Source organism: Herbiconiux daphne, from assembly GCF_024979295.1.
GTDB lineage: Bacteria > Actinomycetota > Actinomycetes > Actinomycetales > Microbacteriaceae > Herbiconiux > Herbiconiux daphnes.
On the sequence record NZ_JANLCJ010000005.1, the window covers coordinates 136,149 to 152,494 of the forward strand.

Consider the following 16,346-nt stretch of genomic DNA (forward strand, 5'->3'; position numbering starts at 1 on the left):
AGCCTACTTACTCCGTTTCGACCGTGCGCGCCGGCCGGGCCGCGTCACACGAAGGCGGCGAGGCCGGTGAGGGCGCGCCCGACGATCAGGGTGTTCATCTCGCGCGTGCCCTCATAGGAGTAGAGCGCCTCGGCGTCGGCGAAGTGCCGCGCCACGTCGTATTCGAGAACGATGCCGTTGCCGCCGAGGGCCTCGCGGCACCACGCCACGGTCTCGCGCATGCGGGCGGTGGAATACGCCTTGGCGAGGGCGGAGTGCTCGTCGCGCTGGGTTTCGTCGTCGAGCATCTGCGACACGCGCACCACCATGCCGAGGCTAGCGGTGATGTTGCCGATCGACTTCACCAGCAGGTCCTGGATCAACTGGTGGCTCGCGATCGGCTTGCCGAACTGGATGCGCTCCTTCGTGTAGTGCAGCGCGGCGTCATAGGCGCCGACGGAGTTGCCGACCGCCGCCCACGCCACCTCGGCCCGGGTGAGGCGCAGCACCTTCGCGGTGTCGCGGAACGAGTTCGCCTGCTGCAGACGCAGGCTCTCGGGCACACGCACGTTCTCGAGGGTGATGTCGGCGTTCTGCACGATCCGCAAGCTCTGCTTGCCCTCGATCTTCGAGGCGGTGTAGCCCGGCGTGCTCGTGGGCACGATGAAGCCCTTCACCTGGCCGTCGGCGGTGTCCTTCGCCCAGATGACGGTGATGTCGCTGAAGGTCGCGTTGCCGATCCAGCGCTTCGACCCGTTGAGCACCCACTCGTCGCCCTCGCGCGTTGCCGTCGTGCGCAGGCCCTGTGCCGAGTCGGAACCCGAGAGCGGCTCGGTGAGGCCGAACGCGCCGACGACCTCGCCGCTGGCCATCTTCGGCAGCCACTCCGCGCGCTGGTCGGGCGAACCGGTGACGCTGATCGACCCCATGGCGAGACCGTTCTGAACGCCCACGAGGGTGGCGACGGATGCATCCACCCGCGCCAGTTCGAGCGCCACGAATCCGCGGAACACCGCCGAGTTCTCAAACGGCTTCGTCTCGTCCCACGCGAAGCTGAACACGCCCGAGTCGGCGAGGCCCTTGAAGATTCCGGGCGGTGTCGTAGCCGCCTCCCAGTGCTCGTTGACCACGGGCTTGACCTCGGTCTCGAGGTAGCTGCGCAACGTGGCCAGCGCCTCTTTCTCGTGGTCGGCGAGAAGGTTCTCGTAGCCGTAGAAGTCGCTGGCGAGTGGCTCGAAGGTCATGTGTGCTCCGTTGCGTGTGTGCTGTTTTCGGCCTGCAGAGCCTAACCGGGTGTGTCGGCCGGTCGCCGGTCGGTTGGTAGTTTGGTCTAACCGGCCGGAACCCGCGCGACCCGCGGATTGTAGGTCGGGGATAACCGCAGCGCCGCCGCTGCCGTGAAAGCGAGATTGGGACCATGTTCGTATCGATTGCCAATACGCCGCGCGACTACGCCTGGGGGTCGACGAGTGCGATTCCCCGGCTGCTCGGCACGCCCGAGACCGGCGAGCCCCAGGCCGAGCTCTGGCTCGGGGCGCACCCGGGCAGCCCGAGCCGCATCCTCGATCCGGCCCGCACCGGCGGCGCGACCGACCTCGCCGCGTGGATCGCGAGCGACCCTGCCACGGCCGTGGGTGAGAAGGGGTCGCTGTCGTTCCTGCTCAAGATCCTGGCCGCGGCGCATCCGTTGTCGTTGCAGGCGCATCCGACGCTCGAGCGTGCCCGCGAGGGGTTCGCCCGCGAGAACGCGGCCGGCATCCCGATCGACGCCCCCGAGCGCAACTACCGCGACGCACTGCACAAGCCCGAGATCATCGTGGCGCTCAGCCCGACCTACGAGGCGCTCTGCGGATTCCGGCCGCTGGCCGAGGTGCGCGAGATCGTCGACCTGCTGGTGATGCTCGACGGCTCGCAGGTCGCGCCGCGGTGGGAGCTCTACGGGCCGATCGTGCACCTGCTCGAAGACTCCGAGACGGTGGGGGAGCCCGACGGCGAGGTGCTGCGTTCGGTGGTGTCGTGGCTGCTCGAGGGCGGCCCCGAGGTCGACGCGCTCGTGGGCCATCTCGTGCGCACGACCGAGAAGGCGCTGCACCCCGCGCACGCGCACCTCACCGACCCCTACACGAAGTCGCTCGAGACGGTGGTGCTGCTGAACGAGCAGTACCCGGGCGACCCCGGCATCATCATCTCGCTGCTGCTCAATCGGGTGACCCTTTCGGCGGGCGAGGCGCTCTACCTGCCGGCCGGCAACATCCACGCCTACCTGCGCGGCCTCGGCGTCGAGCTGATGTCGGCGTCGGACAACGTGCTGCGCGGCGGGCTCACGCCGAAGCACGTCGACGTCGCCGAGCTGCTCGAGGTGCTCGACTTCGACCCGCTGCCGGTGCCCTACCTGCGGCCCGAGCGCCAGGTCGACGGGCTGCAGCTGTTCGCGCCCGACGTGCCCGACTTCGAGCTCGCGCGCATCGACGTGGGCGACGCCGAGGTGCTCCCGCTCGAGAGCGGCGTGCCGTCGGTGGCGCCCACCGTGGCGTTCGCGCCGCAGGGGCCGGCGATCGCGATCTGCATCGGCGGGTCGGTGTCGATCGCGGGGGCCTCGGGGTCGGTCACGATCGCCCGTGGCGAGTCGGTGTTCGTGACCCCGGATGAGGGTGAACTCGTGTTCGCGGGCGACGGCACCGTGTTCGTGGCGGCACCGGGAGCGCCCGCCAACGAGCTGCCGTAGGCGGCATCCGGTCACGCCGTGGCGCGCACCGAGAAGGCGCGCCGGTAGGCCGCCGGCGTGGTGTTGAGGGTCTTGGCGAAGTGGTGGCGCATCACCGACGCCGTGCCGAAGCCGCTCTCGGCCGCCACCGTGTCGAGGCCCAGGCTGCTCTCCTCGAGCAGCTGCTGCGACCGCAGCAGGCGCTGACGGTTGAGCCAGGCTCCGGGAGTCGCCCCGAGGTCGGCCTTGAACCGGCGCGCGAAGGTGCGCGGCGACATCAGGGCGCGGCGGGCGAGCTCGTCGATGGTGAGCTCCTGGTCGAGGTTCTCGAGCATCCACTCGGTCACGGCGGCGAAGGAGTCGCTCTGGCTGACCGGGATCGGGTTCGCGATGTACTGGGACTGCCCTCCCGCGCGCTGCGGCGGCACCACCATGCGGCGGGCGACGACGTTCGCCGCCGAGGCTCCGAGCTCGTTGCGGATGAGGTGCAGGCAGGCGTCGATGCCGGCGGCCGTGCCGGCGCTCGTGATGATGCGCCCGTCTTCGACGAACAGCACGTCGGGGTCGACCGAGATGTCGGGGAAGTCGGCGGCGAGGCGGTCGGCGTGCATCCAGTGGGTGGTCGCGGAGCGGCCCGCGAGCACTCCGGCCTTGGCGAGCGTGAAGGCGCCGCTGCAGACGCTCAGCACCCAGGCGCCGCGTGCGACGGCGTCGCGGATCACGGCGATGACGGCGGGGTCGACGTCGTCGTCGATGACGTGCGCGGGAACGGCGATGAGATCGGCGTCGGCCGCCACGTCGAGCCCGTCGGCGATGACCATGTCGTAGCCCATGCTGGTCGGCACGGAGCCGGGATGCGCCGTGGCGATGGTGAAGTCGAACACGGGGCCGCCGTGGCTCGTGCGGTCGATGCCGAACGCCTCGCAGACGACGCCGAACTCGAACGGCGCGACGCCGGGAATGGCCAGGAGCACGACTTTTCGCAACATGCTGGCAGGATATCGACGGGCACTCAAGAATGTCCAGCCGGGGGGCGAATGGCTACCGTGTCGCAACTCTCGACGAGGGCTTGAGGGTTTACGATCTGCGACTTGACGCGAGCGAACTACAACGGTGTAATTAGGGAACGGGGATTTCGGCAGGTCGCAGACTAGTTCAGAGGGTGGAGCGTGATATGGCAATGTCAGAGTATCGCTCGGGCGTTCCGGACGACTGGTTCGTCGATCCCGTCAATCTGGGAGTGCCAGGAGTTCGTCAGCCCGAGGTCGAGGAGAACCCGCTCGCGTGGCAGGCCGACTCGCTGTGTGCGCAGACCGACCCCGAAGCCTTCTTCCCGGAGAAGGGCGGCTCGACCCGCGACGCCAAGCGCATCTGCACGTCGTGCGAGGTGAAGGCCCAGTGCCTCGACTACGCCCTCGCCAACGACGAGCGGTTCGGCATCTGGGGCGGGCTGAGCGAGCGCGAGCGCAGGAAGCTGCGTAAGCGCGCGGGCTGAGCTGGTCTGAGTTCGTCTTGCACGCCGCCGCCGCTGCGGCGTGCCTTGCGGGGTGTTTGATCGCGCCACCGGTTCGGCCGCTCTCTTCGAAGAACGCGGCGCGCTGGTCGCCGCGTTCTTCCGAGCCCGGCGGGTTTGTAATGGTGCGTTTCGTTGGGACGCGTGGGTTCGTCTAGGAGGGCGATAGGGCGCTCGCTCGGGCGTTCACACGGGATTCATAAGAACCTCGGCACGCCGGGGAGGTCGCCCGGGAATGGTGGGGGCGCCGCTTAGAGTCGTTGCGATGCACGCCCGAGTCACTGCCGTCCTCGTCTCCTCGAACGGAGCCGAACACCTTCCGCGAACCCTTGAAGCTCTCGCGGCGCAGACTCGAGCGCCCGACGCCGTCGTCGTGGTCGACTGCGCGTCGACCGACGGCACGGGCCCGCTGCTCGCCGCCGCGAAGCCCACCGGCTACATCTCCGCCTCGAGCCGCCTGAGCTTCGGCACCGCCGTCACCCACGCTCTCGGCGTCGCACCCCCGCCGGCCTCCGAGAACGAGTGGCTCTGGCTGCTCGCGCACGACACGGCTCCCGAGCCCGACGCCCTGGCCGCTCTGCTCGCCGCCGTCGAGGTCAACCCCTCGGTCGCCGCCGCCGGGCCCAAGCAGATGGAGTGGAACGACCCCGACTACATCAGCGAGTTCGGCGAGACCATCACCCGCCTCGGCGCGAGCGTTCCGCTCGTCGAGACCGAGCTCGACCAGGCCCAGCACGACCGCCTGAGCGACGTGCTCGCCATGGGCGCGGCCGGCCTGCTGGTGCGCCACACCGTCTGGAACGAGGTGGGCGGGTTCGACCCGGCCCTGCCGACGGCCGACAACGCCCTCGACTTCTCCATCCGCGTGCGCCTCGCCGGTCACCGCGTGCTCGCCGTGCCCGCCGCGCGGGTCGCCACCGACGGCGACGGGTTCTCGGGCCCGGGCCGCTCGATCAAGGGCTCTGCACGACGCCGTCGGCAGACCGCCCGCCGTGCCGCGCAACTCCATCGCCGCCTCGTCTACGCACCTCCGTTCGCCGTGGTGTTCCACTGGCTCTCGCTCGTGCCGCTCGCGGTGGCCCGCTCGTTGTTCCAGCTCGTTCGCAAGCAGCCCGGCGCGATCGGCGGCGAGTTCGCGGCCGCCTTCAAAACGGCGTTCGGATCGAAGATCGGCGAGTCGAGATCCCGCCTCAAGGCCGCGCGAAAAGTCGGCTGGAAGGCGATCGCCCCGCTGCGCATGCCGGGCGACGAGATCCGCCGCCGCCGATCGCTGCAGCGCGAGATCGCACTCACCTATCTGCGCGGCGAACGCGATCGCATCCAGTTCGTCGCGAGCGGCGGAGTCGCCACGGTGCTCGTGGTCGCCCTCATCGGGTTCGTGGTCTTCCTGCCCGTGTTCGGCGCGGCCGCCATCACCGGCGGGGGAGCGCTGCCGCTCGAGACCACGGTCGGCGGCCTCTGGGCCCAGATCGGCACCGGATTCCGCGACATCGGCCTCGGGTTCGTCGGTGCGGCCGATCCGTTCGCGGCCGTGCTCGCCGTGCTCGGCTCCATCACCTTCTGGTCGCCGTCGTTCGCGATCGTGTGCCTCTACCTCGTGGCCCTGCCGCTGGCCGCCTTGGCCGCGTGGTTCTGCGCGGCGCACCTGACCCGGCGTCCGCTGCTGCGCACCGTCGCCGCCGTGCTCTGGGTGCTCGCGCCTCCGTTCCTCGGGGCGCTCGACTCCGGCATGATCGGGCCGGTGCTTGCGCACCTGCTGCTGCCCTGGCTGATCCTCGCCATCCTCTCGGCGCCGAAGTCGTGGTCGGCGTCGGCCATGGCATCCATCCTCTTCGCCGCCGTGCTGGCCGCGGCACCGTCGCTGTGGCCCGCCCTCATCGTCATCTGGCTCATCGCCACGGTCGCGAGCCGCCGCAACGTGGCGCGCCTGATCGGCCTGCCGATTCCCGCGCTCGTGCTGTTCGGCCCGCTGGCCTGGAACCAGTTCCAGCGCGGCACGCCGCTCGCCATCCTGGCCGACCCCGGTCTGCCGGTGTGGCGTCCCAGCCTGCCGATCGTCGACCTGCTGATGGGACTCCCGCAGACCGGCATCGCCGGCTGGGAGTCGGTCGGCGCCACCTTCGGCATCGACTCGGGCGTGGTGCTGCTCGTGGTGGGGCTGCTCGCCGTGCCGCTGGGGCTGCTGGCGCTGGCCTCCCTCTTCCTCCCGGGCTCCTACCGGGCGGTCTTCGCGGTGATCGTCGGCATTCTCGGGTTCGTCACCGCCGTCGCCGCCACCCAACTGGCGATCGCGACATCCGGATCTCAGGCGGTGTCGATCTGGCCCGGCTCCGGCCTCTCGCTCTATTGGATGGGCCTCGTCGGCGCCGCCGTGCTCGGGCTCGGCGCCCTGCCCCGCTTCGCCGGAGCTCCCGCCCTCGTGGCCACCGTCGCCATCGGCGTGATCGCGCTGCCGCTCAGCCTCGGTGTGCTGCTCGGAACGGCCGAGGTCGTGCCGGGTTCGGGGCGCGCCCTGCCGGCCTACGTCACCGCCGAGGCGTCGAACACGCCCCGCGTCGGCACCGCCGTTCTCGAACCGCAGCAGAGCGGTGGCCTCGCCGCGAGCGTCGTGCACGGCGCCGGCCCCACCCTCAACCAGCAGTCCACGCTCGCGTCGACCGCCGCCTTCTCGGCCGTCGACGACGAGAAGCGCACCGGACTCGCCGCCATCGTCGGCAACGCGTCGTCGATCAGCGGGGCGGATGTCGCCACCCGCCTCACCGCGCTGGGTGTCGAGTTCGTGCTGCTCGAGCCCGTCTCGCCGGCCCAGACCGGCATCGCCGCCGACGGCATCTCGGCGCGGGCGGCCAACGCGCTGAACAGCAATCCCCAGCTCACCTTCATCGGCAGCACCTTCGCCGGTGACCTCTGGCAGGTGTCGTCCGACGGCAGTCTGGCCACGCTTCCCGAGCCGGTTCCCACGAACACCGGCACTCCGCTGGGCGTGCTCGTGCTCGTCATCCAGGGCTTCGTGTTCGGTGTGGCGTTGCTGCTCGCGCTGCCCGCCGGCCGCCTCCAGGTGCAGGGCAACCGCGCCGTCAGCACCACGGCCCACGTCGGTGCGGCCGACTCGGTCGAAGAGGAGATCGCCGAAGAGAAGCACTCGGAGTTCGACGACGACGTCGCCGTGGGCGAAGAGCCCGAGGCGCTCGAGGTGGTCGAAGAGCCCGACGTCGTCGACACCGCGGTCGTCGTGAACGCCGAGCCCGAGTCGGTCGGTGCGGGCGCCGGTTCTCGCGCAGTCGGCACGACCTCGGCCATGAGCTCGGCGGGGACCGCCGGGGCAGGTGCCGGTGTCACCACAGGCGCGGGTCTGATGGCAGGCGCCGTGGCAGCCGGTGTGCTCGACCGCGACCGCGATTCCGACGCACCCGCGACCGACGCAGCCACGGCCTCCACCACCACCGACAGCGTCACCACCTCCGCCGCGGACGACCACGCCGCCACGCTCTCCGCTCCGGCGGCTGCCCGAGACACCGGCGGGCCTGCGGATGCCCCCACCGACTCGGCGCCGATTCCGGCATCCGCCGACTCGGCGCCGGTTCAGGCACCCGCCGACTCAGCGCAGGTTCAGGCACCCGCCGACTCGTCGCCCGTCCAGGCCCATGCGGTCTCGGACCCGGTTCAGGCACCTGCGGACTCGGCGCCGGTTCAGGCCCCCACCGACTCAGCGCCGATCCAGGCCCCTGCCGACTCAGCGCCCGTCCAGGCCCCCACCAGCCCGGCCGGCGGAGGCAAGCCGGCCCCCGAGACTCCCATCGTTGCCGATGCATCGACCGAACCGGCCGGCGTCGACCCGTTCACCGAGACCGAGATCGTGCCACCGGCACCGGCACCGGCACCGGCACCGGCTCCGGCTCCGGCACCGGCAGACGCCACGGCCGCGCCCAACGGGTCGACTCCCGTTGGCGGCGACGTCTTGCCGCCCGCCGAAGCGGCCGCTCCCTTCGGCGACACCGCGGGCCTCGAGTCGCCCGGCGTGGATCCGCTCACCGAGACCGAGATCCCCGCAACCGAAGCACCGGAATCCACCGGGCCAACCACAACTACCGCCGCCCCCGACGCCGATGACTACGACCCCAACGACGAGACCGTGTTGAGCGTGCGCGACGCAATCGACCGCACCGAGGAGGGCCGCACCGATGGCCGCTAATCGCAGAATCGTCGCCACCGGCGCCCGCGTCGTGACCGGCATCGTGGTCGGCGCCGTCGCGGTCGTGGTCGCGGGCGCCGCGCTCGTGGTGCCCCTGCCGTCGATCACGGCCACGCCGGCCTCGGTGACCGTCGATCCCGCTGCGGCCGAAGAGGTGCGCGCCTGCACCGGACCACTCGTGCGCCTCTCCGACGACACCGGCCAAGACGCCACCGCCATCTCGAGCGTCGGCTCCGCCTCGGTCGTCGCCGCGGCCGACCAAGCCGCCGTCGTGCTCGATCAGAGCGTGCTCGCCTCGCCCGACGACACCGTGGCCAGCGAGTCCAACGCCCCCGCGCGCGTCGCGCTGCCGGCCGGTGACGCGACCTCGGGTGCGTTGTTCGCGGCCTCGCAGTCGCAGTCCGTGGCATCCGGTGACCTCGTCGGCTTCGCCTCGACCTCGTGCGGCGAGCCCACCGCCGACAGCTGGCTCGTCGCCGGCGCCACCACCGTCGGCCGCACGAGCTTCGTGCTGCTGTCGAACCCCGGCGACGTGCCCGCGGTCGTCGACCTCACCATCTACGGCGACGGCGGCCTGATCGAGTCACCCGGCGCCAAGAACCTCGACGTGCCGGCGCGCTCCACCCGCATCCTGTCGCTCGCGGGCCTCGCGCCCGACCTCGCCGACCCGGTCATCCACGTCACCGCCGGCGTCGGCTCGGTCTATGCTGCCGTGCAGCAGAGCGTCGTGCGCGGTCTCGAGCCCGGCGGCGTCGAGATGGCGGGCCCCTCCACCGCTCCGGCGACCACTCAAACGGTCACCGGCGTGCAGATCTCGGGCACCTCGGCCATCGCCGAGCGCCTCGGAAACCCGGATGCCTCCGACCTGCAGAGCGTGCTGCGCCTGTTCCTGCCCGGCACCGAGCCCGCCGCCGTCACCGTGCGCATCGCCGAGGAGAAGACCGGCGGCGCCGAGACCGAATACCAGGTGGGCCTCACTCCCGGCATCGTCACCGAGTTCCCGCTGCAGGACATCCCCGACGGCATCTACACCATCGAGACCCAGTCCGATCAGCCGATCGTGGTCGGCGCCCGCACCTCCACCATCGTGAACGGCGCCAACGACTTCGCCTGGTACCAGGCCGTCGAGCCCCTCGCGAACTCCTTCTTCGTGGCCACCGCCAACGGACCGACCCCGCGCCTGCACCTCGTGAACACGACGGGGGCGGATGTCGACACCACCCTCACCACGACCTCCGGCGTGCAGACGAACGTCACCATCGTTCCCGGAGCCCGCTACGTGCCCCTCGAGGCGGGCGTCTCCTACACGGTGACCACGTCGGCCCCGCTGTCGGCGGCCGTCACCTACTTCGGCGACGGGTTCTCGTCGTCGTTCCCGATCGCGAATCCGAGCCCGGCGGCGTCTCCGGTGGTCATCTACCCGTAGCCGGCACCAGGTGTGGCAGGCGCGACGCGGCAGCTCGGATGCCGCGGCCGAACCACATCGAACGGCCGCCGATCGGGCTCAGAAGTGACGGAACCGGTCGGGGGCCAGATCCCACGGGTCTTTGCCGAGCAGCTCCGCCACCGCGCGGAAGACGCACGACTCGATGGCCAGACGCCGGTGCACCTCGTCGTCGCGGTGCAGTCGCGACATCCGCTCGATCGGCAGGCGGAACATGATGACCCGGTTCTTCGTGACCGACCAGCGGTCGACGTGATCGGGCGACCCGAACGACCCGAACGGCATCGTCGCCACCTCGAACGTGACGTTCGCGAGCTCGTTGGGCCAGAGGCTGCGCAGGTATTCCGCCGTCGACGCGACCGTCATGTCGAAGAGGTCGATGCGCGACCGCAGGAACGGCAGATGCGGCCCGGCGACCGAGGAGCGGAGGTCGCGCCCGTGGCGATTGCGGGTGCGCGCCCGGATCGTCGCCGCCCGCGGCGCCCTGCGTGAACGAGCCATGCTCCGAGTCTACGGCCGACCGCCGACCGCGTGCGGCGCGGCCCGACGCGAGAGGCGAGCGGATGCCGCCCCCGCCGCCGCGACACGGAGGCCGCCTACCCGGCCGAACGCCACCAACGCGCCTAGGCTGAGATCGATGACGAACAGGGAATGCTCGCGGCCCTCGTGCCGCGGTGAGGCCACCACGACCCTCACCTACGACTACGCCGATTCATTGATCGTCGTCGGTCCGTTGAGCCCGCTGCCCGAACCGCACAGCTACGACCTCTGCGCCCGCCACACCGACCGGTTGTCGGCACCCCAGGGCTGGCAGATCATGCGTCACGTCTACGTCGACTGACGTCTCTCGCGCGCGAGGTGCCGCTCGCGCGCCGACAGGAACAACGGCAGCGCGAACGCCAATGCCACCAGAGGCACGAGCACGACGTAGAGCACGACGCCCCGCAGCCCGAGCCGGCGCGACTCGGTCACCATGAACGCGATCGCCGCCACGGCCACGATCAGCAGATCGACCCCGAGCGAGTTCACCGACGGCCCACTGCCGAACCACTCGCCCACGAAGTCGCGCTGCTCCACGATCGCCGCGATGTTGAACCACCAGGTTCCGACCAGTCCGGCCACCGCCAGCACCAGGTAGACGACGGCCATCGGGCTCCACCCCCGGCTCATGACCGGCGCCCCGTGCTCGTCGGTGCCGCCCCGACGGGAGTGCTGCCCGGCGCGGGCGCCACGGCCCCGACCGCGAACTGTGATGGGCCTCCCGCAGCGCCCACTGCAGCCGCCGCAGCCGCCTCACGCGCAGCGCCCGTCGCGCCGCCCACCGCACCCGCCGCGACATCCGGATGCCGCCGCCACCCCGCCAGCAGCACCAGCGCCCCGGCGACCACCACGCCCGCTCCGAGCACCCACCCCGCCACCAGGAACCCACCCCCCGGCCGCACGATCGACTGCCCGGCCAGAGCCTGCAGGGTCACCAGCACCACGACCGCGCCATACGCCGCGGTCGCCACGACAACCAGTCGCACGCGGGTGCGATCCGAGGCCACGGCCCTCCACCGCCGGCCCAGCGCGCCGATGGCGATGGCGAACAGCGGCAGCACCTGCAACGCGTGCATGCCGATGAAGTGCGGGATGCGCAAGTCGCCGCCCACGGTGCTCCAGCCGAGCAGCGGCAGGCCGGGGCCCCCGTCGTCCAGTCCGACGGTGTGCGCCCCGGCGACCCCCTCGAAGTCGGCGAGCTGCGACGACGTCGGCGAGGTCATGAGAAACGCGAGCCCCATGCCCACCAGCGCGATCACCGCTCCGGCCCGCACCGCGAGGGTGAGCGATGGCGTCGGCAGCCGCAAGAAGAACACCGCCGCCGTGGTCACGAACGTGCACACGTAGAGCACCGTGATCGACGTCGCCATCACGCCCCAGATGGTGGTGGCGAAACCCGTCGACACGTTGAAGTGGCTCGACGTGCCGAGCGCCGCGGCCAGCACGATCGCCACCTGCTCCACGATGAGGGCGACGGCGATCACCGTGCCCGCCACGTGCGCGACCCGCCGGCGGCGGGGCAGGTGCGCGATCAGCCAGGCCCAGGTCACCGAGTAGACGAGGATCGAGATCGAGAACTTGAGCGGCTTCAGCCAGGCGTCGACCCCGGTCACCTGCCGGTGGTCGACGAGCAGGCCGATGGTGCACACCACGATGCACACGACCATGAGCGCCGCCACCGTCATCAACGGGCGGTGCCAGGCGAAGATCGACGTCATGAGAGATTCCTTTCCGCGGTGATGTGCGCCTGGGCGATGCGCCGCAAGCCCACCGAGAGCGTGTCGCCGAGCACTGTGCCGACCACCATCAGTTCGGTGCGGTCGGCGGGGTCACGGATGCCGGCGACTTCGCCCACATCGGCGCGGGCGACCTGCTCGGCGGCGGCCGCATACGCGTCGAGGTAGTGATCGGGCAGCGGGTGCCCGGCGCTCGCGAAGGCATCGATGGCCTGGGCGGCGATGCCGGCGCCGACGTTGCCGTGGCACCACTCAGACCAGCCGGCGCGTTCGATCAGCGCGTCGACGCGGGCGAGGCCCTCGGGGGAGGGCTCCGCGACATCCGTCACCGCGTCGCGGGCGAGTGCGCGCTGCGCGACCTCGAAGGTCTCGGCGATGGGCTGGTCGGGCCGGTCGAGGGCGGCCAGCACGGCGCCGGCCGAGCCGATCGAGAGCTTGCCCACCTCGAGCAGAGCGCGGATGAGTCGCAGGCGGTGCACGTGCTCGTCGCCGTATTCGGTGCGGTTGCCCCCCGTGCGCTCGCCCGCGGGCAGCAGGCGCTCACGCACGTAGTACTTGATCGTCGGGGCGGGGGTGCCCGAGAGGCGGGTGAGTTCGGAGATCAGCACGCACCGATAGTAACACTATCGATAGTCGCACTACCAGTGATATTTCGCATCGGTGAACGAGCCGGTTCCCAGCGAGTCTCTGCGAGAATGGGGCCATGACCACCGTTTCCTCCACCACCGCCACGTCCGTTCCTTATCGCGTCGCGAACCTCGGCCTGGCCGAAGCCGGCCGGCACCAGATCCGCCTCGCCGAGAACGAGATGCCCGGGCTGATGGCTCTGCGCGAGGAGTTCGGCCCCACCCAGCCGCTCGCCGGCGCACGCATCATGGGCTCGCTGCACATGACGGTGCAGACCGCGGTGCTGATCGAGACGCTCGTCGCACTCGGGGCGCAGGTGCGCTGGGTGAGCTGCAACATCTTCTCCACGCAAGACGAGGCGGCGGCCGCGGTCGTCGTCGGCCCCACGGGAACCGTGGAGGCCCCGGCCGGCGTGCCGGTGTTCGCCTGGAAGGGCGAGACGCTCGAGGAGTACTGGTGGTGCACCGACCGTGCGTTCGACTGGTCGACCGAGGCCGCGGCATCCGGTGCGTCGTTCATCGGGCCGAACATGATCCTCGACGACGGCGGCGACGCCACGATGCTCGTGCACAAGGGCGTCGAGTTCGAGGCCGAGGGCCGGGTTCCGGATGCGTCGGCCGCCGACAGCGAGGAGTTCGCGATCGTGCTCGACACCCTGCGCGACTCGCTCATCAACGACCCCACGCGCTGGACCCGCATCTCGCAGGACATCAAGGGCGTTTCGGAGGAGACCACCACCGGCGTGCACCGGCTCTACGAGCTGGCGGCGCAGGGAGAGCTGATCTTCCCCGCCATCAACGTGAACGACTCGGTCACGAAGTCGAAGTTCGACAACAAGTACGGCATCCGCCACTCACTGCCCGACGGCCTCAACCGCGCCACCGACGTGCTGATGGGCGGCAAGGTCGCGTTCGTCGTGGGCTACGGCGACGTGGGCAAGGGCGCCGCCGAGGCTTTGCGGGGGCAGGGCGCACGCGTGATCGTGGCCGAGGTCGACCCGATCTGCGCGCTGCAGGCGGCGATGGACGGCTTCCAGGTCGCCCGCATCGACTCGGTCGTCGGCGAGGTCGACATCTGGGTCACCGGCACCGGAAACGTGAACGTCATCGGCGTCGACGACATCCTCGCCATGAAGCACCTGGCGATCATCGCCAACGTGGGGCACTTCGACAACGAGATCGACATGGCCGGCCTGGCGAAGCTCGAGGGCGCCGAGAAGGTCGAGATCAAGCCGCAGGTGCACGAGTGGCGGCTGCCGAACGGCCGCAGCGTGCTCGTGCTCTCCGAGGGGCGCCTGATGAACCTCGGCAACGCCACGGGGCATCCGTCGTTCGTGATGAGCAACTCGTTCACCAACCAGGTGCTCGCCCAGATCGAGCTCTACGCCACGCCCGAGAAATACCCGGTGGGTGTCTACGTGCTGCCGAAGCACCTCGACGAGAAGGTGGCGCGCCTGCACCTCGACGCCCTGGGGGTCGAGCTCACCACGCTGCGCCCCGACCAGGCGGCCTACATCGGTGTGAGCGTCGATGGTCCTTACAAGGTCGACCACTACCGCTACTGAGGCGTCGCCCCGCCGGCGTCAGCGGTCGGGGAAGCCGTTCGGCAGGCCGCGCAGAATGGGGTCGACCCGGGCGAGGCGGTCGCGCTCGAGCATGAGCGCGCGGTACTCCCGGTCGCGCCGCATGGCCGCCACGCCGAGCAAGAAGGTGTGCGGGTGCACGTTCGGCAGCGGCGACACGAAGGGGGCGGCCTCGCCGGCGAGCTCCAGGGCGAGGCGCTCGCGGGTGGCCGGGGTCATGCGGTCGGCCTGGGTGAGGAACGCCACGACGCGGCGGGAGAGCCGATCGGGAAGCTTCGCGACATCCGCCGTCTGCGCCCAGATGAGCAGCTCGGGCGGCACGCCCACGGTGAACGGCAACGGATGCGGCACCCGCTCGTGCTGGCTGTAGGTGCCCGCGAGCAGGTCACCGAGCCGTTTCGAGCGCCCGTTGAGCAGAGCCGTCACGAAGGCGAGCACGCCGAGTGTCAGGTAGATCTCGACGAAACCCGTGACGCCCCGGATGAACGCGTGCCGCAGCGAGATCGCCCCGCCGTCGTCGCGCACGATGCGGGCGCCGATGGCGAGCTTGCCGAGCGAACGGCCACGGGATGCCACCTCCACCACGATGGGCGCGATCACGAGACATCCCACCAGCGTGGCGGTGAACAGCGCCTGCGCCAGAGCCGCGTCGATGCCCGCGTCGGCGAGCACGACGAGATAGCCGACGACGAAGAGGATGAAGCCGCCCACGTAGACGGCGAAGTCGATGGCCCCGCTGGCGCTGCGCAGCAGAAAGCCGGCCGGACGCACGTCGAGGGCGACGGCCTCGCCGGTCAGCAGCTCGTCGTCGCCGACGGCGGAGGCTTCGGCCCAGCCGGCCGGGCTCGCGGTGCTTGCCGGGCTCGCGGAGCTTGCCGCGCTCGCGGTGCTGCCTGATTCCACCCTGAACGGCTGCGTCATGAATATCATCTAATCAGATGGATCTCGACGCCTACTCCTCAGCCCATCGCGACGAATGGGATCGTCTCGATGAACTCGGCCGACGCCGTGAATTCACCGGGCGCGAGGCTGACGAGCTGATCGAGCGTTACCAGTCGGGCTCGACGCAGCTCTCGGCCATCAAGACGGTCGCGGGTTCCACTGCGCAAGGCGATCGTCTGTCGGTGTCGCTCTCGCGGGCGCGGCTGCGGTTCACCGGGGCGGGCACCAACCTGTTCCGGCAGTTGCCGATGTTCTTCGGGGTGCAGCTGCCGGCGGCGCTCTACCGCATCCGCTGGCTCACGCTCGCCGTCGCGGTGGCCACCGTCGTCATCGCGTCCCTCTACGCGCTCTGGATCACACAGAACCCCGCCGTGCTCGCCGCCTTCGGTTCGAGCGACGAGCTCAAGAAGTTCGCCGAGGAAGACTTCGTCGACTACTACTCCGAGAACCCCGCCGCCTCGTTCGCCGGCCAGGTGTGGACGAACAACGCCTGGATCGCCGCCCAATGCCTGGCCTTCGGCATCCTGGGCGTCTACGTGCCCTACATCGTGCTGCAGAACGCACAGAACCTCGGCATCAGCGCCGCGGTGCTGTTCGAGACCGGGCACGGCGACACGTTCTTCCTCTACATCCTCCCGCACGGCATGCTCGAGCTCACTGCCATCTTCGTGGCTGCGGCGGCCGGCATCCGCATCTTCTGGGCCTGGGTCGCCCCCGGCGCGCTCACCCGCGGCCGGTCGCTCGCCGAGAACGGGCGGTCGCTGTTCACCGTGGCCATCGGGCTCGTGTTCGTGCTGCTCGTCTCGGGCGTCATCGAGGGCTTCGTGACCCCGGCACCCTGGCCCTGGTGGCTCAAGATCGGCATCGGCGCGGTCGCACTGCTGGCCTTCCTCTTCTACATGCTCGTCATCGGCGGTCGCGCCGCCCGCGCCGGCCACACCGGCGACCTCGACGAATTCGAGTCCGGCGCCAAGCAACTCGTCGCCGGCTGACCGCGTCCCGCGCGCGCCGCTCTGCCCCCACCCCGCCCAGAAGTCACTTCTCGCGCCAAAACCGCCCCGCACCCCACAAAGCGTGACTTCTCGAC

General features: G+C 70.6%; 14 protein-coding genes. 7 read left to right on the forward strand and 7 right to left on the reverse strand.

The window, feature by feature from the left end; translation table 11 throughout:
- Positions 1-44 precede the first annotated feature (44 nt).
- Positions 45-1,223 (reverse strand): acyl-CoA dehydrogenase family protein, encoded by a 1,179-nt coding sequence (locus N1032_RS14315; RefSeq protein WP_259539825.1) that lies wholly within the window; start codon positions 1,221-1,223, stop codon positions 45-47.
- Between the two features lie 173 nt (positions 1,224-1,396).
- Here N1032_RS14315 and manA point away from each other — a divergent pair, with 173 nt between their 5' ends.
- On the forward strand, positions 1,397-2,704 hold the full coding sequence (manA, locus tag N1032_RS14320) for a mannose-6-phosphate isomerase, class I (RefSeq protein WP_259539826.1): 1,308 nt from the start codon (positions 1,397-1,399) through the stop codon (positions 2,702-2,704).
- Positions 2,705-2,715: 11 nt separating this feature from the next.
- On the opposite strand, the gene N1032_RS14325 is transcribed toward manA, so the two are convergent.
- Entirely contained in the window at positions 2,716-3,672 is a 957-nt protein-coding gene (locus tag N1032_RS14325) for a GlxA family transcriptional regulator (protein ID WP_259539827.1), read from the reverse strand.
- Between the two features lie 185 nt (positions 3,673-3,857).
- Between N1032_RS14325 and N1032_RS14330 the strand changes: the two genes are divergently transcribed.
- From N1032_RS14330 to N1032_RS14340, 3 genes are all read left to right on the forward strand, one after another.
- Complete coding sequence (locus N1032_RS14330) at positions 3,858-4,178, forward strand: WhiB family transcriptional regulator (protein WP_259539828.1); 321 nt, start codon at positions 3,858-3,860, stop codon at positions 4,176-4,178.
- Between the two features lie 283 nt (positions 4,179-4,461).
- A complete protein-coding gene (locus tag N1032_RS14335) occupies positions 4,462-8,388 on the forward strand; it encodes a glycosyltransferase (RefSeq protein ID WP_259539829.1) in 3,927 nt (1,308 codons plus the stop codon).
- Positions 8,378-9,814 (forward strand): DUF5719 family protein, encoded by a 1,437-nt coding sequence (locus N1032_RS14340; RefSeq protein WP_259539830.1) that lies wholly within the window; start codon positions 8,378-8,380, stop codon positions 9,812-9,814. The genes N1032_RS14335 and N1032_RS14340 overlap by 11 nt, the downstream gene beginning before the upstream one ends.
- Before the next feature lie 78 nt (positions 9,815-9,892).
- On the opposite strand, the gene N1032_RS14345 is transcribed toward N1032_RS14340, so the two are convergent.
- Entirely contained in the window at positions 9,893-10,333 is a 441-nt protein-coding gene (locus N1032_RS14345; protein ID WP_259539832.1) for a metallopeptidase family protein, read from the reverse strand.
- Between the two features lie 136 nt (positions 10,334-10,469).
- Here N1032_RS14345 and N1032_RS14350 point away from each other — a divergent pair, with 136 nt between their 5' ends.
- A complete protein-coding gene (locus tag N1032_RS14350) occupies positions 10,470-10,673 on the forward strand; it encodes a DUF3499 domain-containing protein (protein WP_259539834.1) in 204 nt (67 codons plus the stop codon).
- On the opposite strand, the gene N1032_RS14355 is transcribed toward N1032_RS14350, so the two are convergent.
- From N1032_RS14355 to N1032_RS14365, 3 genes are read right to left on the reverse strand one after another with little or no spacing between them, the layout of a single operon-like run.
- The gene (locus N1032_RS14355) at positions 10,661-11,002 is read right to left on the reverse strand and encodes a DUF2834 domain-containing protein (protein WP_259539835.1); all 342 of its coding nucleotides are present in this window, start codon (positions 11,000-11,002) and stop codon (positions 10,661-10,663) included. The genes N1032_RS14350 and N1032_RS14355 overlap by 13 nt on opposite strands.
- Entirely contained in the window at positions 10,999-12,090 is a 1,092-nt protein-coding gene (locus tag N1032_RS14360) for a hypothetical protein (RefSeq protein ID WP_259539836.1), read from the reverse strand. Before N1032_RS14360 ends, N1032_RS14355 begins: the two co-directional genes overlap by 4 nt.
- Complete coding sequence (locus tag N1032_RS14365) at positions 12,087-12,716, reverse strand: MerR family transcriptional regulator (protein WP_259539837.1); 630 nt, start codon at positions 12,714-12,716, stop codon at positions 12,087-12,089. The genes N1032_RS14360 and N1032_RS14365 overlap by 4 nt, the downstream gene beginning before the upstream one ends.
- A 95-nt stretch (positions 12,717-12,811) precedes the next feature.
- On the opposite strand from N1032_RS14365, the gene ahcY reads away from it, so the two are divergent.
- Positions 12,812-14,299 carry an adenosylhomocysteinase gene (ahcY, locus tag N1032_RS14370; RefSeq protein ID WP_259539838.1) on the forward strand — a complete coding sequence of 496 codons (1,488 nt, stop codon included), beginning with the start codon at positions 12,812-12,814 and terminating at the stop codon, positions 14,297-14,299.
- Positions 14,300-14,317: 18 nt separating this feature from the next.
- On the opposite strand, the gene N1032_RS14375 is transcribed toward ahcY, so the two are convergent.
- Complete coding sequence (locus N1032_RS14375) at positions 14,318-15,238, reverse strand: RDD family protein (protein ID WP_259539839.1); 921 nt, start codon at positions 15,236-15,238, stop codon at positions 14,318-14,320.
- A gap of 17 nt (positions 15,239-15,255) precedes the next feature.
- Between N1032_RS14375 and N1032_RS14380 the strand changes: the two genes are divergently transcribed.
- Positions 15,256-16,251 (forward strand): stage II sporulation protein M, encoded by a 996-nt coding sequence (locus N1032_RS14380; RefSeq protein WP_259539840.1) that lies wholly within the window; start codon positions 15,256-15,258, stop codon positions 16,249-16,251.
- The last annotated feature ends 95 nt before the right edge of the window (positions 16,252-16,346 follow it).